We start from the raw sequence: 15,300 nt of genomic DNA on the forward strand, positions 1-15,300 counted from the left end.
CCTGAAAGAACTGGACACAAAAAAACCATATGGGTACTATCGCGGGCTTGGATTTGGATGCTTTTAATCGGCATTAACTGACATTGGACTGCGATGCATTTTTCAGGATTTAAAAAGATCACAAGAACCATTTTCATGATGATATTTGTCTCATTTTCTTTTTTGTTTTTATTAAATGAATTATTGGTTAGTCATCAGGAAAATAAACTCATGCTTCGGTCCGAAAAGTTACGCTTTCAGGCTGAAATGTTAGCAAAACAAGCACTGTCCGCTTTGAATGATATTAACGCCATTGATGATGATATGTGCTCACCAAATTATATTGAGAAATTAAGAGTGATAAGATGGCGTCATCCCAATATTGAGGATGTGACTTCTTTAAAAGGAAATGATATTTATTGCAGCTCCTTCTGGGGAGAAATTAATCCTCCACTGCCGATTACTGTGAAAAGTGAAACGGGAAATAATAAGCCAGAATTGATTGGCGTAAAAAATAACAACAAAACACTGTATAACAATATCGGCCTTTATCAAGGCCATGCTGCGGTGTTTATCGCGCGTGAAACCTATGAAAGTATATTGAGTACGGTGGTTGATGGATACTTCGTTATGACATCGGCGGATAAATCGCACAAGTATTTTGAATCAGATCCAAAGGGATATATTGCCTCGGGTAATTCGTTTCTGAGAAAAATGTTTACCGCTAACGCCAGTCTTTGCAGTCCTCAATGGCAGTTTTGCGTGATAGCTCAAAACGCACACAGTGGGCTACTGTTGTTAACAACCGGTCTTCTTACTTTCGTTATGGCTGCTGCATTGATGCTAGGCGGCTTTCTGACCTTTTTCTTTTTTAAGATTTTTGATAAAAGAAAATCACTGAAATTTCGCTTAAAAAAATCGATTAATAAAGGAGATATGTTCCTTGAATATCAACCTATGGTTAACGCCATCGATGGGGAAATAGCCGGCCTTGAAGCGCTGGTGAGATGGCGTGATGATATACATGGCTATGTTTCTCCTGAGAATTTTATAAAGATCTCAGAGAAAATAGGTTTTTACTCAAAAATATCTGATTTTGTAATAAAGACATCAATGAGCGAAATGTCTGTTGTTCTCAAGAAAAACAAAAAATTAACGCTATCTATAAATATAACCGACCATGAAATTAGCGATCCAGAGTTCATTAGTCGACTGATTAGGGTGTGCGATTTATATGATGTTGAACCTTGTCAGATAAAGTTGGAAATATCAGAACGGTGCCAATTGGCGCAAAAGGAAATCCAGCTTTTTGCTGAGAATGTGGCAAAAATGCACATCGGCCTGGCGATTGATGATTTTGGTGTTGCTAACTCAAATTTAGCGTGGCTCACAGGTTTCAGATTCGATGAAGTCAAGTTTGACGGTTCTCTAATGAAGAACCTGGATAATAAAAATAAAGAAAAGATATTATATGCAATCTGTTCACTCATTAAGGATATGGGGAAAGATATTGTTTTTGAAGGTGTTGAAGATGCTGAACAACTAAAAATTGCCAGAGAGATTGATGCGAGTTGCTTAATTCAGGGATGGTTTTTTTACCGTTCGTTGCCAGCAAAAAACATTGAAAATCTGTTAATCAATCAGGAAGAAATAGCGTAGTTTTTCCTTGATTGTCTTACTGATTCTTTAAGCATGGCATGAGGCTTAACATAATGGCAATGTAAGGTGTGAGTGACAAAGAAATGGCGTACAAGTTTCCCGCCATTTCTTTAACAAGGGCTTTAGCGTAACGCCCGTCCGCCATCCACGCCCAGCGTCTTCCCGGTGACGTAACTGCTTTTGAACAAATAGTCCACCAGTTGGACTATCTCCTCTTCCCCAGGCGCGATTTTCATCAATGATTTTTCCAGCGCCTGCTGGCGATATTTGTCGTCATCTTGTTCCTGAAACAGGATCAAGCTGGGGGCGATAGCATTTACTTTCACTTCCGGTGCCAGCTTGCGGGCAAATGACCGCGTCATGTTATCCAGTGCTGCTTTGCTGGCGGCATAGGCGATGTGTTTCTCGCTACCTTTTTCAACCACGTAATCGGTCAGGTGAATAATATCCGCGCCAGCAATGCCTTGCCCGCGCAGGCACGGTTCCAGCAGTTGATTGAGTAAATAGGGGGCATAAACATGAATTTGCAGCATATCAGCCAGCGTTTGCTCTGGTGGTGTTGCGGCGCTTTCTGGCACCCAGCGACTGGCGTTGTGAATGATGGCGCGTAGCCGCGGCGTGAGCGATTGGATTTGCTCAGCAAACGCATAGATATTCGACGTGGTAGAAAAGTCAGCGGCCAGACAAATCGCGCCGTCTTGCTGTAACGCCTCAAGTTCGGGATAAGGTGTGCGATAGCTGATGATGACCGGGGTCGACTGCGCCAGAAATGAACGCGCCAGCGCCAGCCCGATACGCCGTGCGCCACCGGTAATTAGCACGGGAGCAGAAGAAAACGTTGTCACAATAAGGTCTCCTCAACACGCGAGTTAAAAGGGAAGCGAACCGTGACAATATACCTGAGTTAACGATTATGCAGGTTATGGTTTTATACCCGGCAGGGACGGGCGTAGCAAACCCCTGGCGAGAAAAGGAGAAGGGGAAGATGGAAACATCCCCTGAATCCACATGCGCCAATGGTTTCTGCTACGCTGAGCGTGCCGTTGTCGCCTCAATGGCCTGCGCCAATGAGCCGTAGAAGCTCAGTCGTCCTTCAATCGGGTGAACCTTTGCCCGTGCCAGCGTTTTTAGCGGCTGGAAGGGAATATCCGTAATGATGAGCTGTTTACCCTCGGGCAGCGTTTCGCTAAAGCGCAGGAACGCATTGAGCCCGCCCGCATCCAGCACCGGCACGGCATCCCACTGCAAAATGATGTTTTGATAGCCTTCACTGCGTACCGTCAGGTCGTTGAAGATGCGCTCTGCTGCGGCGAAAAACAGCGGGCCGTTAACGCGTAATACCAGATGATCCGGTATTTTGGTGTCCGGAAGTTCGCTCAAACGGGTCATTTGCGCGATGCGACGCATGAAGAGCAGGGATGCCAGAACAATGCCGACGGTAATCGCGATCACCATATCGAATAAGACGGTCAACGACATACAAAGCAGCATCACGATAATGTCGTCTTTTGGCCCGTGGCGCAGTAAATCCACCACTTTGTGTGCTTCGCTCATGTTCCAGGCGACGATCAGCAGCAGTGATGCCATCGCCGCCAGCGGCAGATAAGACAGCCACGGCGCGAGTATCAGAAGCGCCAACAACACCAGCAGCGCGTGGATCACGGCGGAAATCGGCGAGTTTGCTCCTGCACGCACGTTGGCGGCGGAACGGGCAATCGCGGCGGTCGCGGTAATTCCTCCAAAGAATGGAGCAATAATATTACCGAAACCTTGGCCCATCAGTTCCGCATTAGAATTGTGTTTTTTACCTGTCATACCATCCAGCACGACAGCGCACAGCAGCGACTCAATCGCCCCCAGCATCGCCATCGAAAATGCCGCAGGCAGCAGGGCGGAAATGCTTTGCCAATCCAGCGTCATCGTTTTTCCATCCGGCGACGGAATGTCCCACGGCAGAACGAGCTGCGGGAGAATGGGTGGAATGCCTTGCCCTTGCGAACCATCCGCCAGCAGATAGCTAAAGCGGGAACCGATGGTGGCCACGTTTTCGCCCAGCAGCGACATGATCCCCATCACCGCGACACCTGCCAGCAGCGCGGGCAAGTGACCGGGTAGGCGGATGCCGAGTCTGGGCCAAACGATGAGAACCAGCAGCGTCGTTGCACCAATTAACGTATCAGCAAGATGCAGGGTAGGCAGCGATTGTACCAGTGCCGACACTTTTTCGACGTAATGCTCGGGCACCACGGCCATCTGCAAGCCGAAGAAATCCTTGATTTGCATCGTACCGATGGTGATGGCGATCCCAGAGGTAAACCCCAGTGTTACTGAAAGCGGAATGTATTCGATCAGACGGCCGAAGCGGCAGAGCCCCATCAGCAGCAGAAACACACCGGACAGCAAGGTAGCGACCAGCAAGCCGGATAACCCAAACTGCTGCGATACGGGATAAAGAATAACGACGAAAGCCGCTGTGGGGCCGGATACGCTGTAGCGTGAACCGCCGCTGACGGCAATGACGATCCCGGCAATGGCCGAGGTATACAGCCCGTATTGTGGGGGTACACCGCTGGCAATCGCCAGCGCCATCGCCAGCGGGATGGCGATGATGCCGACGGTAATGCCAGCGATAATGTCGTGGATAAAACGTTGTAGCGTATATTTTTCGCGCCAGCACGCGTCAATCAGCGCGCTGAACGGCCTGACACCGTTAATTCCGTGCGTTTTCATCTAAGCAGAAACCAAAGTAAGGAAGTAAATCAACATGGCGGGCCTGCCGGTCCGTCGACGACAGCCTTACGATACGCCGGAGACGCTCAGAAGATCCAGAGATACATCAAGAGAAGTGCGGTTTGGCAAGGCTGACGCGGCGAAAACCGCGTCAGCAGGAGAGGTTAAAGAGTGATGGTGATTAGATAGGCAGCAAAAAGCGCTAAATGCGCACTGCCGCTCAATACGTTCGTTCTGCCTGTAGAGAATGTAATGTGGCACAGTACCAACACGGACAACATCACGACGATATGCGGCATATCCAGACCGAAGTTCAGCGTGCGGCCAGTAATCATGGCGATGATCGTGACGGTGGGAACCGTGAGTGAGATCGTTGCCAGCACGGAACCGAAAAACAGATTCATGGCACGCTGTACCTGATTTTTCAGGACGGCGCGGATAGCCCCCAGCCCTTCAGGCGAGAGAATTAACAGCGCGACCAGGAAGCCCGTAAACTGTGTCGGCGCGTTCATTTCGGTCAGTAGCGTTTCCAGCGGCATTGAATTCGTCTTGGTCACGGCGATAACGGCAATCAGATGAACCAGAAGCCAACCGGTGTGCCACAGTGAACTGTGTGCAGACGGTTTACCGTGATGCGGATCGTCGCCGTCACCTTCGTCTTCATGCTCGTAGACAAACAGGCTTTGGTGCGTGCGCGTCTGAATCAACAGAAACACGCCGTACATTGCCGCAGAGATAGCGGCAACAATCAGCGACTGCGTTACACTGAAATTTCCGTCAGGCAAGGCGCTGGGGAAAACCAGCACAATCACGGCCAATGGGAAGATCGCCATCAGATACTGCTTGATACCGCTGAGGTTAACATACTGCGTAGCGAACTTACGGCCACCGAGCAAGAGGGCAAAGCCCACCAGACCGCCAGTGACGATCACGATGATAGAATAGAGCGTGTCACGCATCAGGTCCGGGCCCGCGTCACCGGTGGCCATCAGCGCCGAAATCAGGCTGACTTCGAGGATCACGACGGACAGGCTAAGGATAAGTGAACCGTAGGGTTCGCCCAAGCGATGTGCGAGCACGTCAGCATGACGTACCACGCTAAATGCACTGAAAAGAATACCGGCTAGCGCGAGGGCATTAATACCGAGAATGGCAATAAAATCTTGTGAATTGCCCCACATGTAGAGTACGGCCAGAGCAATAACAGGAAAAATGAGTGAGTATTCATGATGGCGAGTTTTGACCACCTCAGCATGAGACTTCATTGTGGGTGTTCTCCTTATCCAGAGGAATGATATGGCAAAATAACCCCGTAATACTTCAAGTTAGCGCACTGACACTCGAATGACTCAGGGCATAAAGCAATTTATTAAGGATATAAAACCATTTGTTCATGGCCGTAACACAATAATAAACCGCAAAAGGTTACTAGAAAGTAGTTATAACGTAATAAAACGAACAATATGATAACAGATTGTCGTATTGGTGCGGGAAGTTTTACGGATTTTTACGCTTTGAGCATAAATTTAAATGAAAAGGGAGAATTCATATATCTTCTCCCTATGATGATAATATCAAATGTATTTTTTATGGTTATTCATCAGGATTGTCCATGATATCGTGGCGTTTATGATGATAATCCTCTTCATTTAACCCTTCTCGCCAATAAGGTACTGCATACATCTGATTTCGTTCACACCCGCGTTCTCGACGCACATGGCGACGAAGCTGAACCACGATACGATCCTCACCGGCTAACCAGTAAAACGCATTTTCAGTCACCGGGAGTGCCTGAAAATGGTGGACCAGCGCGTCGGTCATTTCTGTTCCGCCGACGATCCAATGCAGTTGAAGCTGTGATGGTTTCGCGATATTGAGCTTGTCAGCCTCGCTATCGACACGGATCACCGCATGTCCTTGGGCGTTATCGGGCAGATGTTCCAGCAACGCGATGAGCGCGGGGAGCGAGGATGGGTCGGCTGCCAGATAATACGCGGCGGCTGGAGGCAGCATCGGGAGTGGGCCACCGGGCTGTGAAATACCCACCCAGTCACCAGGCTTGGCCTGACGAGCAAAATTGACGGCAGGGCCAACGTGGTCATGCAGCGCGAAGACCATATCCAGCTCCGCATCTTCTGGACGCAACGCCCTGACGCTATAGGTACGAACGATAGGGCGTGCTTCGCCTTCCGGCCAGATCGGGCCGCGTTCGCCGATGGTGGGCAGAGCAGGCTTTTGTTGTCCAGTCTGAGGCAGAAACAGTTTGAGATGCGCACCATATCGCTCGGCTGGGTAATCGCGCAACGCGTCATGATGAAACGTAATACAGCGTAAATGTGGGGAAATATCGTGAATCTGTTTAACCTGAACTAAAACAGGCTGACGCGGCGTTGCCATTTAATGTCTCCGTGGTAGTCAATTCCAGTATGAGAAATGATAACAACACGAGATGATAATTATTATCATTTTGTGTCTGGCCGTTGTCATTTTCATCGAAATAAATACGTTGTTGGGGCTTTCTCATTAAGCGAAGGGCCTAAGGTAGGCTTCTGTTATCACAAAAATGACGTTTATATCAGGAAGACGTCAAGTCTGACGCCGCGTTGCCGATTAAGTTGATATAAAAGCGGAATACCGCGTGAATGAAACATTATCACGAAATTTTTCAGGTTTTGTGACCCGTATCAACGTTGATCGCGAAGCCATAAATGAATAACCTTAAGTTCTATGGTGTTGTAAAATTAAGCAGATGAAGCAGTTAGGTTTTTAAACGTAGGGCGAGAGCCGATCTGACAAGCAGAAAAAGAGTAGGGCTGGGGGTGGTAAGTAGTGCTAACACGCGATTTTTTGCAGAAAGCAGATTGTAGAACGTCTTTTGGGTGTATTGAAGAAACCTTACTGCTCACGCCGCAGCAGCGGGCTGATTCGCTGGATAAGACGCTGGCGCTTCGGCCCAATAGCTGTCCTGTCTGGGTATTTGGCTACGGTTCGCTTATGTGGAATCCGGTTTTTGACGCCGAAGAAATCTGCCTGGCAACGTTGGCGGGGTGGCAGCGCGCTTTTTGTCTGCGCCTCACTATTGGTCGCGGCACGACAGCACAACCGGGGCGGATGCTGGCGTTGCAACCCGGTGGCCAAACGACGGGGCTGGCTTTCCGCCTACCGGAAACGTCATTGCGTGAGGATTTGGAGCTGCTGTGGAAGCGAGAAATGCTGACGGGCTGCTATCGTCCGCTCTGGTGCGAGCTACAGCGTAAGAACGGTGCACCGCTGACGGCGCTGGTATTTGTGTCTGAGCCGGAACATCCCCTGAACGAAAATGACATCTGTATTCAGAGTGTTGCACCGCTGATTGCCCGTGCAAGCGGTCCACTCGGCACCAATGCGCAATATCTGTTTGCGCTAGAGCAAGAGCTGAAGAATCACGGAACGGAAGATGAAAGCGTGAGCGAATTGGCACAGCGGGTGCGTACCCTGCAACAGTCCTGTCCTGCGGCAGCAGGGGGCGGACAATAACGACGCGGCGAGCGTAAGATTTGAGGTGAACAGCGAGATCGCCGTTCACCTTGAGACGCAGTGAAACGATGGTATTACCAGCCGACACCAACACCCATGGTGTACAGCGTGTCGTCAACATTCCCCTGATTACTTTCGATACGGGTACGTGACACTTTCATGGTCATAGAAGACCAGTCGGTCAGCTTGAAGCGCAACCCTGCATCCGCTTTCAGATAGATTGGAGCAGTGCCGTCAAATGAACGCCCGAATTCACCGTTGGTGAAGGCTTCAACTGATTTGCTGAACAGATAGCGGTTGTATGCCCACTTTATCGCACCAGAGTAGAAATCATCATCGCCCTGATCGCGGTACACGAAGGTTTGGGAGTTGACCAGCGATGTCAGTGAGAACGCGCCTAAATCGTTATCCCAGAACTGATAACCGGGACCAAGACCGAAAGAACGGTTGATTTTAATGCTTTCAATCCAGTCGCGTTTGTACTGATAACGACCCTGCCAGAACCAGTTCTCATCCACGAATTTATCCAGCGCATATTCGCCAGCCGCATTCTTGGTGCTCTCGACTTTATCCTCTTTTGCCAAATGGTAGCTGGCATCAAGGTTGTGTCGCCACGTATCGTGACGCGCTTTGGTGTTCAGCGTCACATCGTAGTTGTCGGTTTCTGTCGAGCTTTTCTTATGCGACATGCCTGCGTCAATGTTGCCTTTCCAAAGGAAATCGGTCACCAGCGGCTTCTGCGCCACGATGGAGGTGATTTCGGAAAGTGGCAATGTTTGCGGACCTGCTGCTTCGTTAGAAAGCGACGGGCTCGCGACGATAGCGCGGTTTTCACCCGCTTTAACCGCCGGGTACAGTACACCTTTCTCGTAGCGTTCGCCCTGAATCACCAGGCCATGATCGCTTTCAAAGGTTTTCACCTGATCCCAGGCTACAGAGATGGAGCCTGCATAGTCGGTGTTGATAAAGAGTTTGCCGCCGTCAAGCAGCGTGATTTTCCCTGTGACCTTGTCGCCATTGTTCAGCCAAATGGTGTCAGCGTGGCTTTGCGTAATGCCTGCGGAGAAGGCGATGACCAAGCTAAGGGAAGAGATTGCGTGTTTGGATAGTGTCATTATTGCCAAATAAACCGTGGTGACATGTAGTGAGATGTCCGTCAAAGACGTACAGCCGTTGAAATATCCGTCATACTTCGAGCTGCCTGTACGCTGACTACCCTGACTCACCCCAGCCACTTACTTAAAAGCTCCTGGTGATCCGTGCGGTTGTCGCCTTAACGCAACTCGAATTATTTAGGCTAAAACGAACCGATTTAGCCCGGAACGGCAAACATTAACAGGAATCTGAGCGATGCTCTACCCGAAAACGATAATTGATTAGAATGTAAATAGTTATAAAAGTTGCTATTGATGATTAACCGCTATAACGCGATGTCTGTCACATTTTTAGCGGTAGAAGGGAACGTCGATGTAGGGCGGTGAATCTCTGGCCCAGTCTGTTTCGGGCCAGAGAAATGTGGGCGAGTGATAATGCTACGCGGCGCGCTGCGTGTGGGATGTATTGCTGCTAAGGAAACGCGAGATCAGTAACGTTCTTACGCGAAACACGATCCGTTCCTGGAAGAGAACGCATAGCGTCACTGTGCTGAGCAGGAAAATGATATAGCCCGTCATGGACAACTGCACCTGACCTGCAGCGGCAATACACTGATCCCAATCGCTGAAGCAGGCCATCGGATTACCGCGTACCAATTGTTCCAGGGTGCGGAACAGATTGAAGAGCGGAACATGTAGCGCAAAGATGGAGAGTGATGCAGCACCCAGTCGCGGCGACCAATGCTTCAGCCACTCGCTGCTAGGCTCACGCGCCAGCGCACTGAGGCACACTAAACCGACCTGAGCTGGTAGCAGCAAACCGTTGTGCAGCAGGAAGTACCAATAGGCGTCACCTTTCGTGAATAGCCAGGTGGCGACGAGGAAATTTATAGTGATAAAAATGGCGACACCGTAGCGTTGGCTTTTGCTCAATGGTGAGCGATCTTTCTGGCGATAATGACGGAACAGCGCATAGCCCAAAATCCCAGCCAAGAATTCCGGCAAACGGAAGATCGGCCCACGTTGCAACAGTCCGGTGTACGGCATGCCAAATTGCTGCTGCCAGATCACCCAAATCGGCGGTAGTAGATACAGCAAGCAGACGATGCCCATCCACAGCCAGGGGTGACGACTGCTCAACAGACGCGGGGCCAAGAGCGGAAACGCCAGATAGAAGAAGAACAGCGTAGAAAGTGACCATAACGGGGCATTGAAGGTCAGGAAGTAGGGATTCCATGCCTGCAACATCAGTACCTGCAATAACCCGTTGAACGCCAGTTGTGCATTCGTCATGTAATGGCGCAGCGTTTCGGGATCGGCGGCGGGGTCGTTGGTGTCATAAATGACGAAACGCGCGCTGGCGACTTGTCCTTCCGGCGGTACCGCCAGCCACTGCATGAGCGTGACAACGGCAATAGAAGACAGTAGGGCAATGATATGGATAGGGTAAAGGTTAAAGAAGCGTTTAGCCCAGAACTGGCGAACAGGTTCACGCAGGCGTCCATCCTTAATGTAGACATGCGCTAGCAAAAAGCCAGACAGGACAAAGAACGTGCTGGTCGCGAAGAATCCCATACTGGTGAGTTCACTCAAAAAAGGAATGCGCTCACGCTGGGGATAAATGTGCACGGTGTGATAAATCATCACATAGCAGCCAAGCAAAAATCGGAGCCACTCCAGGCCGATAAATCGCTCTTTACTGACCTTCTTCATGTTGTTCCTCAACGTTAAACTCGGTGTAAAAGCTTAAAAATGCGATTACGAACTAGTTTAGACGAGAGCAACGTCACATTAATTAGGATAATGGCTATAAATACCGGCGTCGTTTAGCAACCGTTTAATTTGGCGGGGTGATGGTGGTATTTTCAGCGATTTCTGCTGCATCCTCGCTCGCGCGAGGATAATCTCGATGGGAGGGGCGCCTGAGCGCCTTATCCTTACCGCTGATCATAACTGCTGGTTGTTACGGTTTGATTACATGACTTTTTCTTGCAATACCCAGACTGCCGCTTCAACCCGCGATTTCAGCTTCATTTTCTTCAACAGGTGTTTGACGTGAACCTTGACGGTACTTTCCGTAATCGTGAGCTTACGGGCAATCACTTTATTGGAGAGTCCCTGAGCCAGCAATTTCAGAATATCGCGTTCGCGCGGCGTGAGCAGTTGAATATCCCGGTCACTGCTGTGACGGCTTTCACGCAGGCTGGCGGCTAGAATCGGTGTCAATGTTTCACTTAGCACCATTTTCCCTGATGCTGCCTGATGCAACGCGGCTAATAAATCTTCCGGCTCCATATCTTTCAGCAGGTAACCATCGGCACCATTTTTTAAGGCATTGACCACATCGTCTTCATGGTTCGATACGCTAAAGACGACAATGCGGCCGGACAGTGATTTTTCCCGCAGCCGATTCAATGTTTCCAGGCCATTCATACCGGGCATATTTAAATCGAGCAGAATCAAATCCGGGTCCAGTTGTTCCGCTAGCTCGACACCCTGTTCGCCGTGACTGGCCTCACCTGCCACCTGTAATTCTGGGTCCATACTGATGAGCTGTTTAACGCCATTGCGCAACATGGGGTGGTCATCAATCAGCAGTAGGGTGGCGGCGTCTTCGTTAATCATGTGTTTCTCCTGTTAATGGTAGCCGGTGACGGTATTCGGAGAGGAAGTTGACATTCACTTCAGTGCCCCCCTGCGGCCGGCGTCGAACAATGCATTCGCCGTGCAAACCTCGTGCACGGTCGCGCATGATAATCAGTCCATAGTGGTTGGCGCGGCTGGCATCATCGGGAATGCCGATGCCGTTATCCGTCACGCTGAGTTCGATGTAACCCTGACGTAGTTGTAGCGTGATATCGACCTGCGTGGCCTGCGCGTGCTTATAAATATTACTCAGTGCTTCACGCACAATTTGCAGAACGTGAATGCCTTGATGAGCGGATACCGACTGTGGCGGTAACTGGTAATGCAGCTCGATGGGATATCCTAACCGCTTGCCGAATTCATCGACCGATGCGCGCAGTGCGGCCAGTAAGCCAGACTCCGAAAGCTTCAGCCGGAAGGTGGTCAGCAGTTCGCGCAGTTGTCCATAGGCGGTGTTCAACTCTTCCCGCATTTCCGTCAGCAGTTGCTGTGACGCGGGGGGCAAATCGCCCCCTTGCATTTGCAAGCAGCTCACCTGAATTTTCAGGCACGAAAGGGATTGCGCGATAGAGTCGTGTAGTTCGCGGGCAATGGTGGCGCGTTCTTCCATCAGCATCAACTGCTGTTGATGGTTGGATTGTCGCTCTAACGCCAGCGTACTGGTCAACTGTTCCAATAAGGTATTCAGTAACTGATTTTGATCGCGACTGAGCACGGTATTACCCGGCAATGTGGCCAGTACGACGCCGTATTGTCCGTGTTTATCGTGGAGATCCCAACAGTGAGGTTCACCCGGCAATTCTTCACGTTTTGTCTGCATACCGCAACTCTGACAGCTATTATCCGGGCAGTGATCCGGTTGTAATTGGCTGCAATCGCTAAACTGATGAAACTGTTCTTGATTATTATCTTCATACAGCCGTAGTTGAATATTGCGCAGCGGCGTTAACGAAGGTAATTCGTTCAAGATCGGCATCAGCCGACTGCACAGCGGTGCGCCGGTATGCAGGCGTCGACTGGCACGATAAAGGAAAGAAAGCAGATCGTTTTTCTGTTGCAGATCGGCGGTTTTCTCGGCCACGCGCTGTTCCAGACTGTGATACATGGCGGAAAGCTCATCCGACATGCTGTTCAGCACCTGTCCCAGCGTGCTCATTTCATCATGGCCATTAATGGCGACGCGCTGGGTGAAATCACCTTGCCCGATAGCCTGCGCCATCGACACCAGGCGTTGCCACGGTGTTAACAAGCGGCGACGCAGATAAAAGAACGTGGTAATCAGCAGAATAAACATAATGCCGATGAAGATACGCTGCACCAGCGTGACCATCATTAACCGCTGCTCGGTTTTATGATCGATGGCGGAAACCAGATCGTCCAGTTGCTTCACGAAGCGCGCCACATCCGGCGAGGCATCGGCAGAGTGCGTTGCCTGCCGCAGATGCGGTTGCAGGCTCTCTAGCCAGAAAACGCGTAGCGCAGTGAATTGTTCACTGAGCCCTTCCCGCCGTACAGCCTGTTGAAGGTCGCTACTGATTTCGTCTTCTTCCAGTTCTTGTAGGTAAATTTCATTCTCAGCAGAGAGCGGCACCATCGATAGCAAACGGTAGCTCTGCATACGCAGTGAGCCTGCTTTATTAATGGCGTGCGCGTTCCCTTGAATGCTTTGCGACATCCAACTGGAAACCGACATGCCGGCAATACCCAGCAAACCGAGTAGCAACATCAATAGTGCGACCTGATTGACGAGCGACAGCGGCAGCAGGAAACGTTTCAACATAATAAAGCGACCTCTGCTGGAGGAGTAGAAAACCAGTACCGAGAAGGATAACCCTTTTGGCATTTTTCCCGATCCTACATGATAACCCTATACCTATTAGTGAGTACCACCGAATATCCATGTCTTGAAAGGGGATATGACAGTAAGAAAAAATAAAGAGATAACAGTTTGAATTATCGTTGCTTATTTTTCTATTTTTATTACTCATTAAGGAGTGTGGTTATTTTAACTCGTTTTTTTTACCTGACAGCGTGTTGATTTGCATCAACTTTACCTGCTGTGTAATCCCTAATGTTGCGCCTTAATTCTACCGCGTTTTTATTTATCGAGGTTTTTATGACGCAGCCTTCATCACCCGAAAAAGTATCGCAAAGCACGCTGATAAGGGAATGGAATCCTGAAGATACAAAATTATGGCAATCTGGTGGGCAACGGATAGCACAGCGTAATCTTTGGATCTCCGTACCGTGCCTGCTGTTGTCGTTTTGTGTCTGGATGATTTTCAGCACCGTGGCCGTTAACCTAAATAAGGTCGGATTTAGTTTTACCACAGACCAGCTCTTTTTGCTCACCGCGCTGCCTTCCGTTTCCGGCGCACTGTTACGCGTTCCTTACTCCTTCGTTATCCCAATCGTTGGCGGCCGCCGCTGGACGACGCTAAGTACCATTATTCTGGTTATTCCATGTATCTGGCTTGGATTTGTCGTACAGAATCCACAAACGCCTTACAGCGTTTTCGTTACGATTTCTCTGATGTGTGGGTTTGCTGGCGCTAATTTCGCCTCCAGCATGGCTAACATCAGTTTCTTCTTCCCCAAATCACGTCAGGGGAGTGCATTAGGTATTAACGGCGGATTGGGTAACCTCGGCGTGAGCGTGATGCAGTTGCTGGTGCCGGTGGTGATTTTTCTGCCGATTCTGGGTTTTTCTGGTAATGGCGTTGTTCAGTCAGACGGTAACCAGATTTGGCTGCACCATGCCGCGTGGATGTGGGTACCGTTTCTGGTTATTGCTGCAACGGCTGCCTGGTTTGGCATGAACGATCTTTCGACGGCTAATGCATCGATACGTAAGCAATTGCCGGTTTTGAAGCAAATGCACCTATGGGTGCTCAGCTTTCTGTACTTGTCCACCTTTGGTTCATTTATCGGTTTTTCGGCAGGCTTCGGTATGCTGTCCAGAACGCAGTTTCCTGACATTGTTATTCTGTACTACGCCTTCTTCGGGCCGCTGCTGGGGGCGCTGGCGCGTCCGGTTGGTGGGATGCTGTCTGACCGCTTTGGCGGTGTGAAAGTTACGCTGATTAACTTCATCCTGATGGCGATTTTCTCGGTGCTGTTGTTTCTGTCTTTGCCGAGTGCGAACTCTGCGGGTTCATTCGGGATGTTCTTTGGCATCTTCATGATGCTGTTCCTGACGGCCGGTCTGGGTAGTGGGTCTACGTTCCAGATGATCGCTGTGATTTTCCGTAAATTAACGGGAGATCGGGTTAAAGCACAGGGTGGAAGTGATGCCGCTGCACAGAGTTCTGCTGCCACGGATACCGCCGCGGCGCTGGGCTTTATCTCAGCCATTGGCGCGATCGGCGGCTTCTTCATCCCGCAAGCCTTCGGGATGTCGCTTGAGTTAACCGGTTCACCCACCGGTGCAATGAAGGTATTTGTGGTGTGCTACGTGGTGTGCATCCTGGTGACCTGGCTGTTTTATGCCAGAAAGAAAAGCTGAGCCTTTACCCGGCCCCCAACCGCCTCTTAGTCACATTTTTATGTCGACCAAGAGGTGGTTCCGTGCGCGGTTAATGCTGTCTTTTTCATGCTACTGTGTGGCACGCGCCCGGCACGGGGCAGCTCAAACGCCGCTCGCCCCGTGACCCCAGGTTTCCGGAAGAAATTATGC

11 protein-coding genes are annotated in these 15,300 nt (G+C 50.1%); 3 read left to right on the top strand and 8 right to left on the bottom strand.

Annotated features, from left to right (window positions below):
* Nucleotides 1-135: 135 nt before the first annotated feature.
* Complete coding sequence (locus A8F97_RS05775; RefSeq protein ID WP_227001586.1) at nt 136-1,638, top strand: EAL domain-containing protein; 1,503 nt, start codon at nt 136-138, stop codon at nt 1,636-1,638.
* 122 nt (nt 1,639-1,760) lie between these two features.
* Here A8F97_RS05775 and folM read toward each other — a convergent pair whose 3' ends face one another.
* The 4 genes from folM to A8F97_RS05795 form a co-directional block, all read right to left on the bottom strand.
* Nucleotides 1,761-2,483 carry a dihydromonapterin reductase gene (folM, locus tag A8F97_RS05780; RefSeq protein WP_014700211.1) on the bottom strand — a complete coding sequence of 241 codons (723 nt, stop codon included), beginning with the start codon at nt 2,481-2,483 and terminating at the stop codon, nt 1,761-1,763.
* Nucleotides 2,484-2,664: 181 nt separating this feature from the next.
* The gene (gene dauA, locus A8F97_RS05785) at nt 2,665-4,368 is read right to left on the bottom strand and encodes a C4-dicarboxylic acid transporter DauA (RefSeq protein WP_014700209.1); all 1,704 of its coding nucleotides are present in this window, start codon (nt 4,366-4,368) and stop codon (nt 2,665-2,667) included.
* 164 nt (nt 4,369-4,532) lie between these two features.
* A complete protein-coding gene (chaA, locus tag A8F97_RS05790; RefSeq protein ID WP_015730620.1) occupies nt 4,533-5,633 on the bottom strand; it encodes a sodium-potassium/proton antiporter ChaA in 1,101 nt (366 codons plus the stop codon).
* A 328-nt stretch (nt 5,634-5,961) separates the two neighbouring features.
* On the bottom strand, nt 5,962-6,765 hold the full coding sequence (locus A8F97_RS05795; protein ID WP_015730619.1) for a siderophore-interacting protein: 804 nt from the start codon (nt 6,763-6,765) through the stop codon (nt 5,962-5,964).
* A 432-nt stretch (nt 6,766-7,197) separates the two neighbouring features.
* Here A8F97_RS05795 and A8F97_RS05800 point away from each other — a divergent pair, with 432 nt between their 5' ends.
* Nucleotides 7,198-7,884, top strand: a complete 687-nt coding sequence (locus A8F97_RS05800; protein ID WP_014700205.1) for a gamma-glutamylcyclotransferase — start codon at nt 7,198-7,200, stop codon at nt 7,882-7,884.
* Between the two features lie 74 nt (nt 7,885-7,958).
* On the opposite strand, the gene A8F97_RS05805 is transcribed toward A8F97_RS05800, so the two are convergent.
* The 4 genes from A8F97_RS05805 to narX all read right to left on the bottom strand — a co-directional run bounded on the left by A8F97_RS05805 (nt 7,959) and on the right by narX (nt 13,404).
* Nucleotides 7,959-8,999, bottom strand: coding sequence for a DUF481 domain-containing protein (locus tag A8F97_RS05805; RefSeq protein WP_015730618.1), 1,041 nt, complete (start codon nt 8,997-8,999; stop codon nt 7,959-7,961).
* A gap of 417 nt (nt 9,000-9,416) precedes the next feature.
* The gene (locus tag A8F97_RS05810) at nt 9,417-10,691 is read right to left on the bottom strand and encodes an acyltransferase family protein (protein ID WP_025920113.1); all 1,275 of its coding nucleotides are present in this window, start codon (nt 10,689-10,691) and stop codon (nt 9,417-9,419) included.
* A 261-nt stretch (nt 10,692-10,952) separates the two neighbouring features.
* Complete coding sequence (gene narL, locus A8F97_RS05815) at nt 10,953-11,603, bottom strand: two-component system response regulator NarL (RefSeq protein ID WP_005972300.1); 651 nt, start codon at nt 11,601-11,603, stop codon at nt 10,953-10,955.
* Complete coding sequence (gene narX / locus A8F97_RS05820; RefSeq protein ID WP_050512684.1) at nt 11,596-13,404, bottom strand: nitrate/nitrite two-component system sensor histidine kinase NarX; 1,809 nt, start codon at nt 13,402-13,404, stop codon at nt 11,596-11,598. Before narX ends, narL begins: the two co-directional genes overlap by 8 nt.
* Before the next feature lie 336 nt (nt 13,405-13,740).
* Here narX and A8F97_RS05825 point away from each other — a divergent pair, with 336 nt between their 5' ends.
* Nucleotides 13,741-15,129, top strand: a complete 1,389-nt coding sequence (locus tag A8F97_RS05825) for a NarK family nitrate/nitrite MFS transporter (protein WP_014700201.1) — start codon at nt 13,741-13,743, stop codon at nt 15,127-15,129.
* Nucleotides 15,130-15,300: the final 171 nt, after the last annotated feature.

Source organism: Pectobacterium parmentieri (genome assembly GCF_001742145.1).
Lineage (GTDB): Bacteria > Pseudomonadota > Gammaproteobacteria > Enterobacterales > Enterobacteriaceae > Pectobacterium > Pectobacterium parmentieri.

What these genes read in the sequence shown, in the direction of transcription:
- A8F97_RS05795 (WP_015730619.1), bottom strand. Translation starts at nt 6,765, where the DNA reads ATGGCAACGCCGCGTCAGCCTGTTTTAGTTCAGGTTAAACAGATTCAC.
- A8F97_RS05775 (WP_227001586.1), top strand. Translation starts at nt 136, where the DNA reads ATGATGATATTTGTCTCATTTTCTTTTTTGTTTTTATTAAATGAATTA.
- narX (WP_050512684.1), bottom strand. Translation starts at nt 13,404, where the DNA reads ATGTTGAAACGTTTCCTGCTGCCGCTGTCGCTCGTCAATCAGGTCGCA.
- A8F97_RS05805 (WP_015730618.1), bottom strand. Translation starts at nt 8,999, where the DNA reads ATGACACTATCCAAACACGCAATCTCTTCCCTTAGCTTGGTCATCGCC.
- narL (WP_005972300.1), bottom strand. Translation starts at nt 11,603, where the DNA reads ATGATTAACGAAGACGCCGCCACCCTACTGCTGATTGATGACCACCCC.
- chaA (WP_015730620.1), bottom strand. Translation starts at nt 5,633, where the DNA reads ATGAAGTCTCATGCTGAGGTGGTCAAAACTCGCCATCATGAATACTCA.
- A8F97_RS05825 (WP_014700201.1), top strand. Translation starts at nt 13,741, where the DNA reads ATGACGCAGCCTTCATCACCCGAAAAAGTATCGCAAAGCACGCTGATA.
- dauA (WP_014700209.1), bottom strand. Translation starts at nt 4,368, where the DNA reads ATGAAAACGCACGGAATTAACGGTGTCAGGCCGTTCAGCGCGCTGATT.
- A8F97_RS05810 (WP_025920113.1), bottom strand. Translation starts at nt 10,691, where the DNA reads ATGAAGAAGGTCAGTAAAGAGCGATTTATCGGCCTGGAGTGGCTCCGA.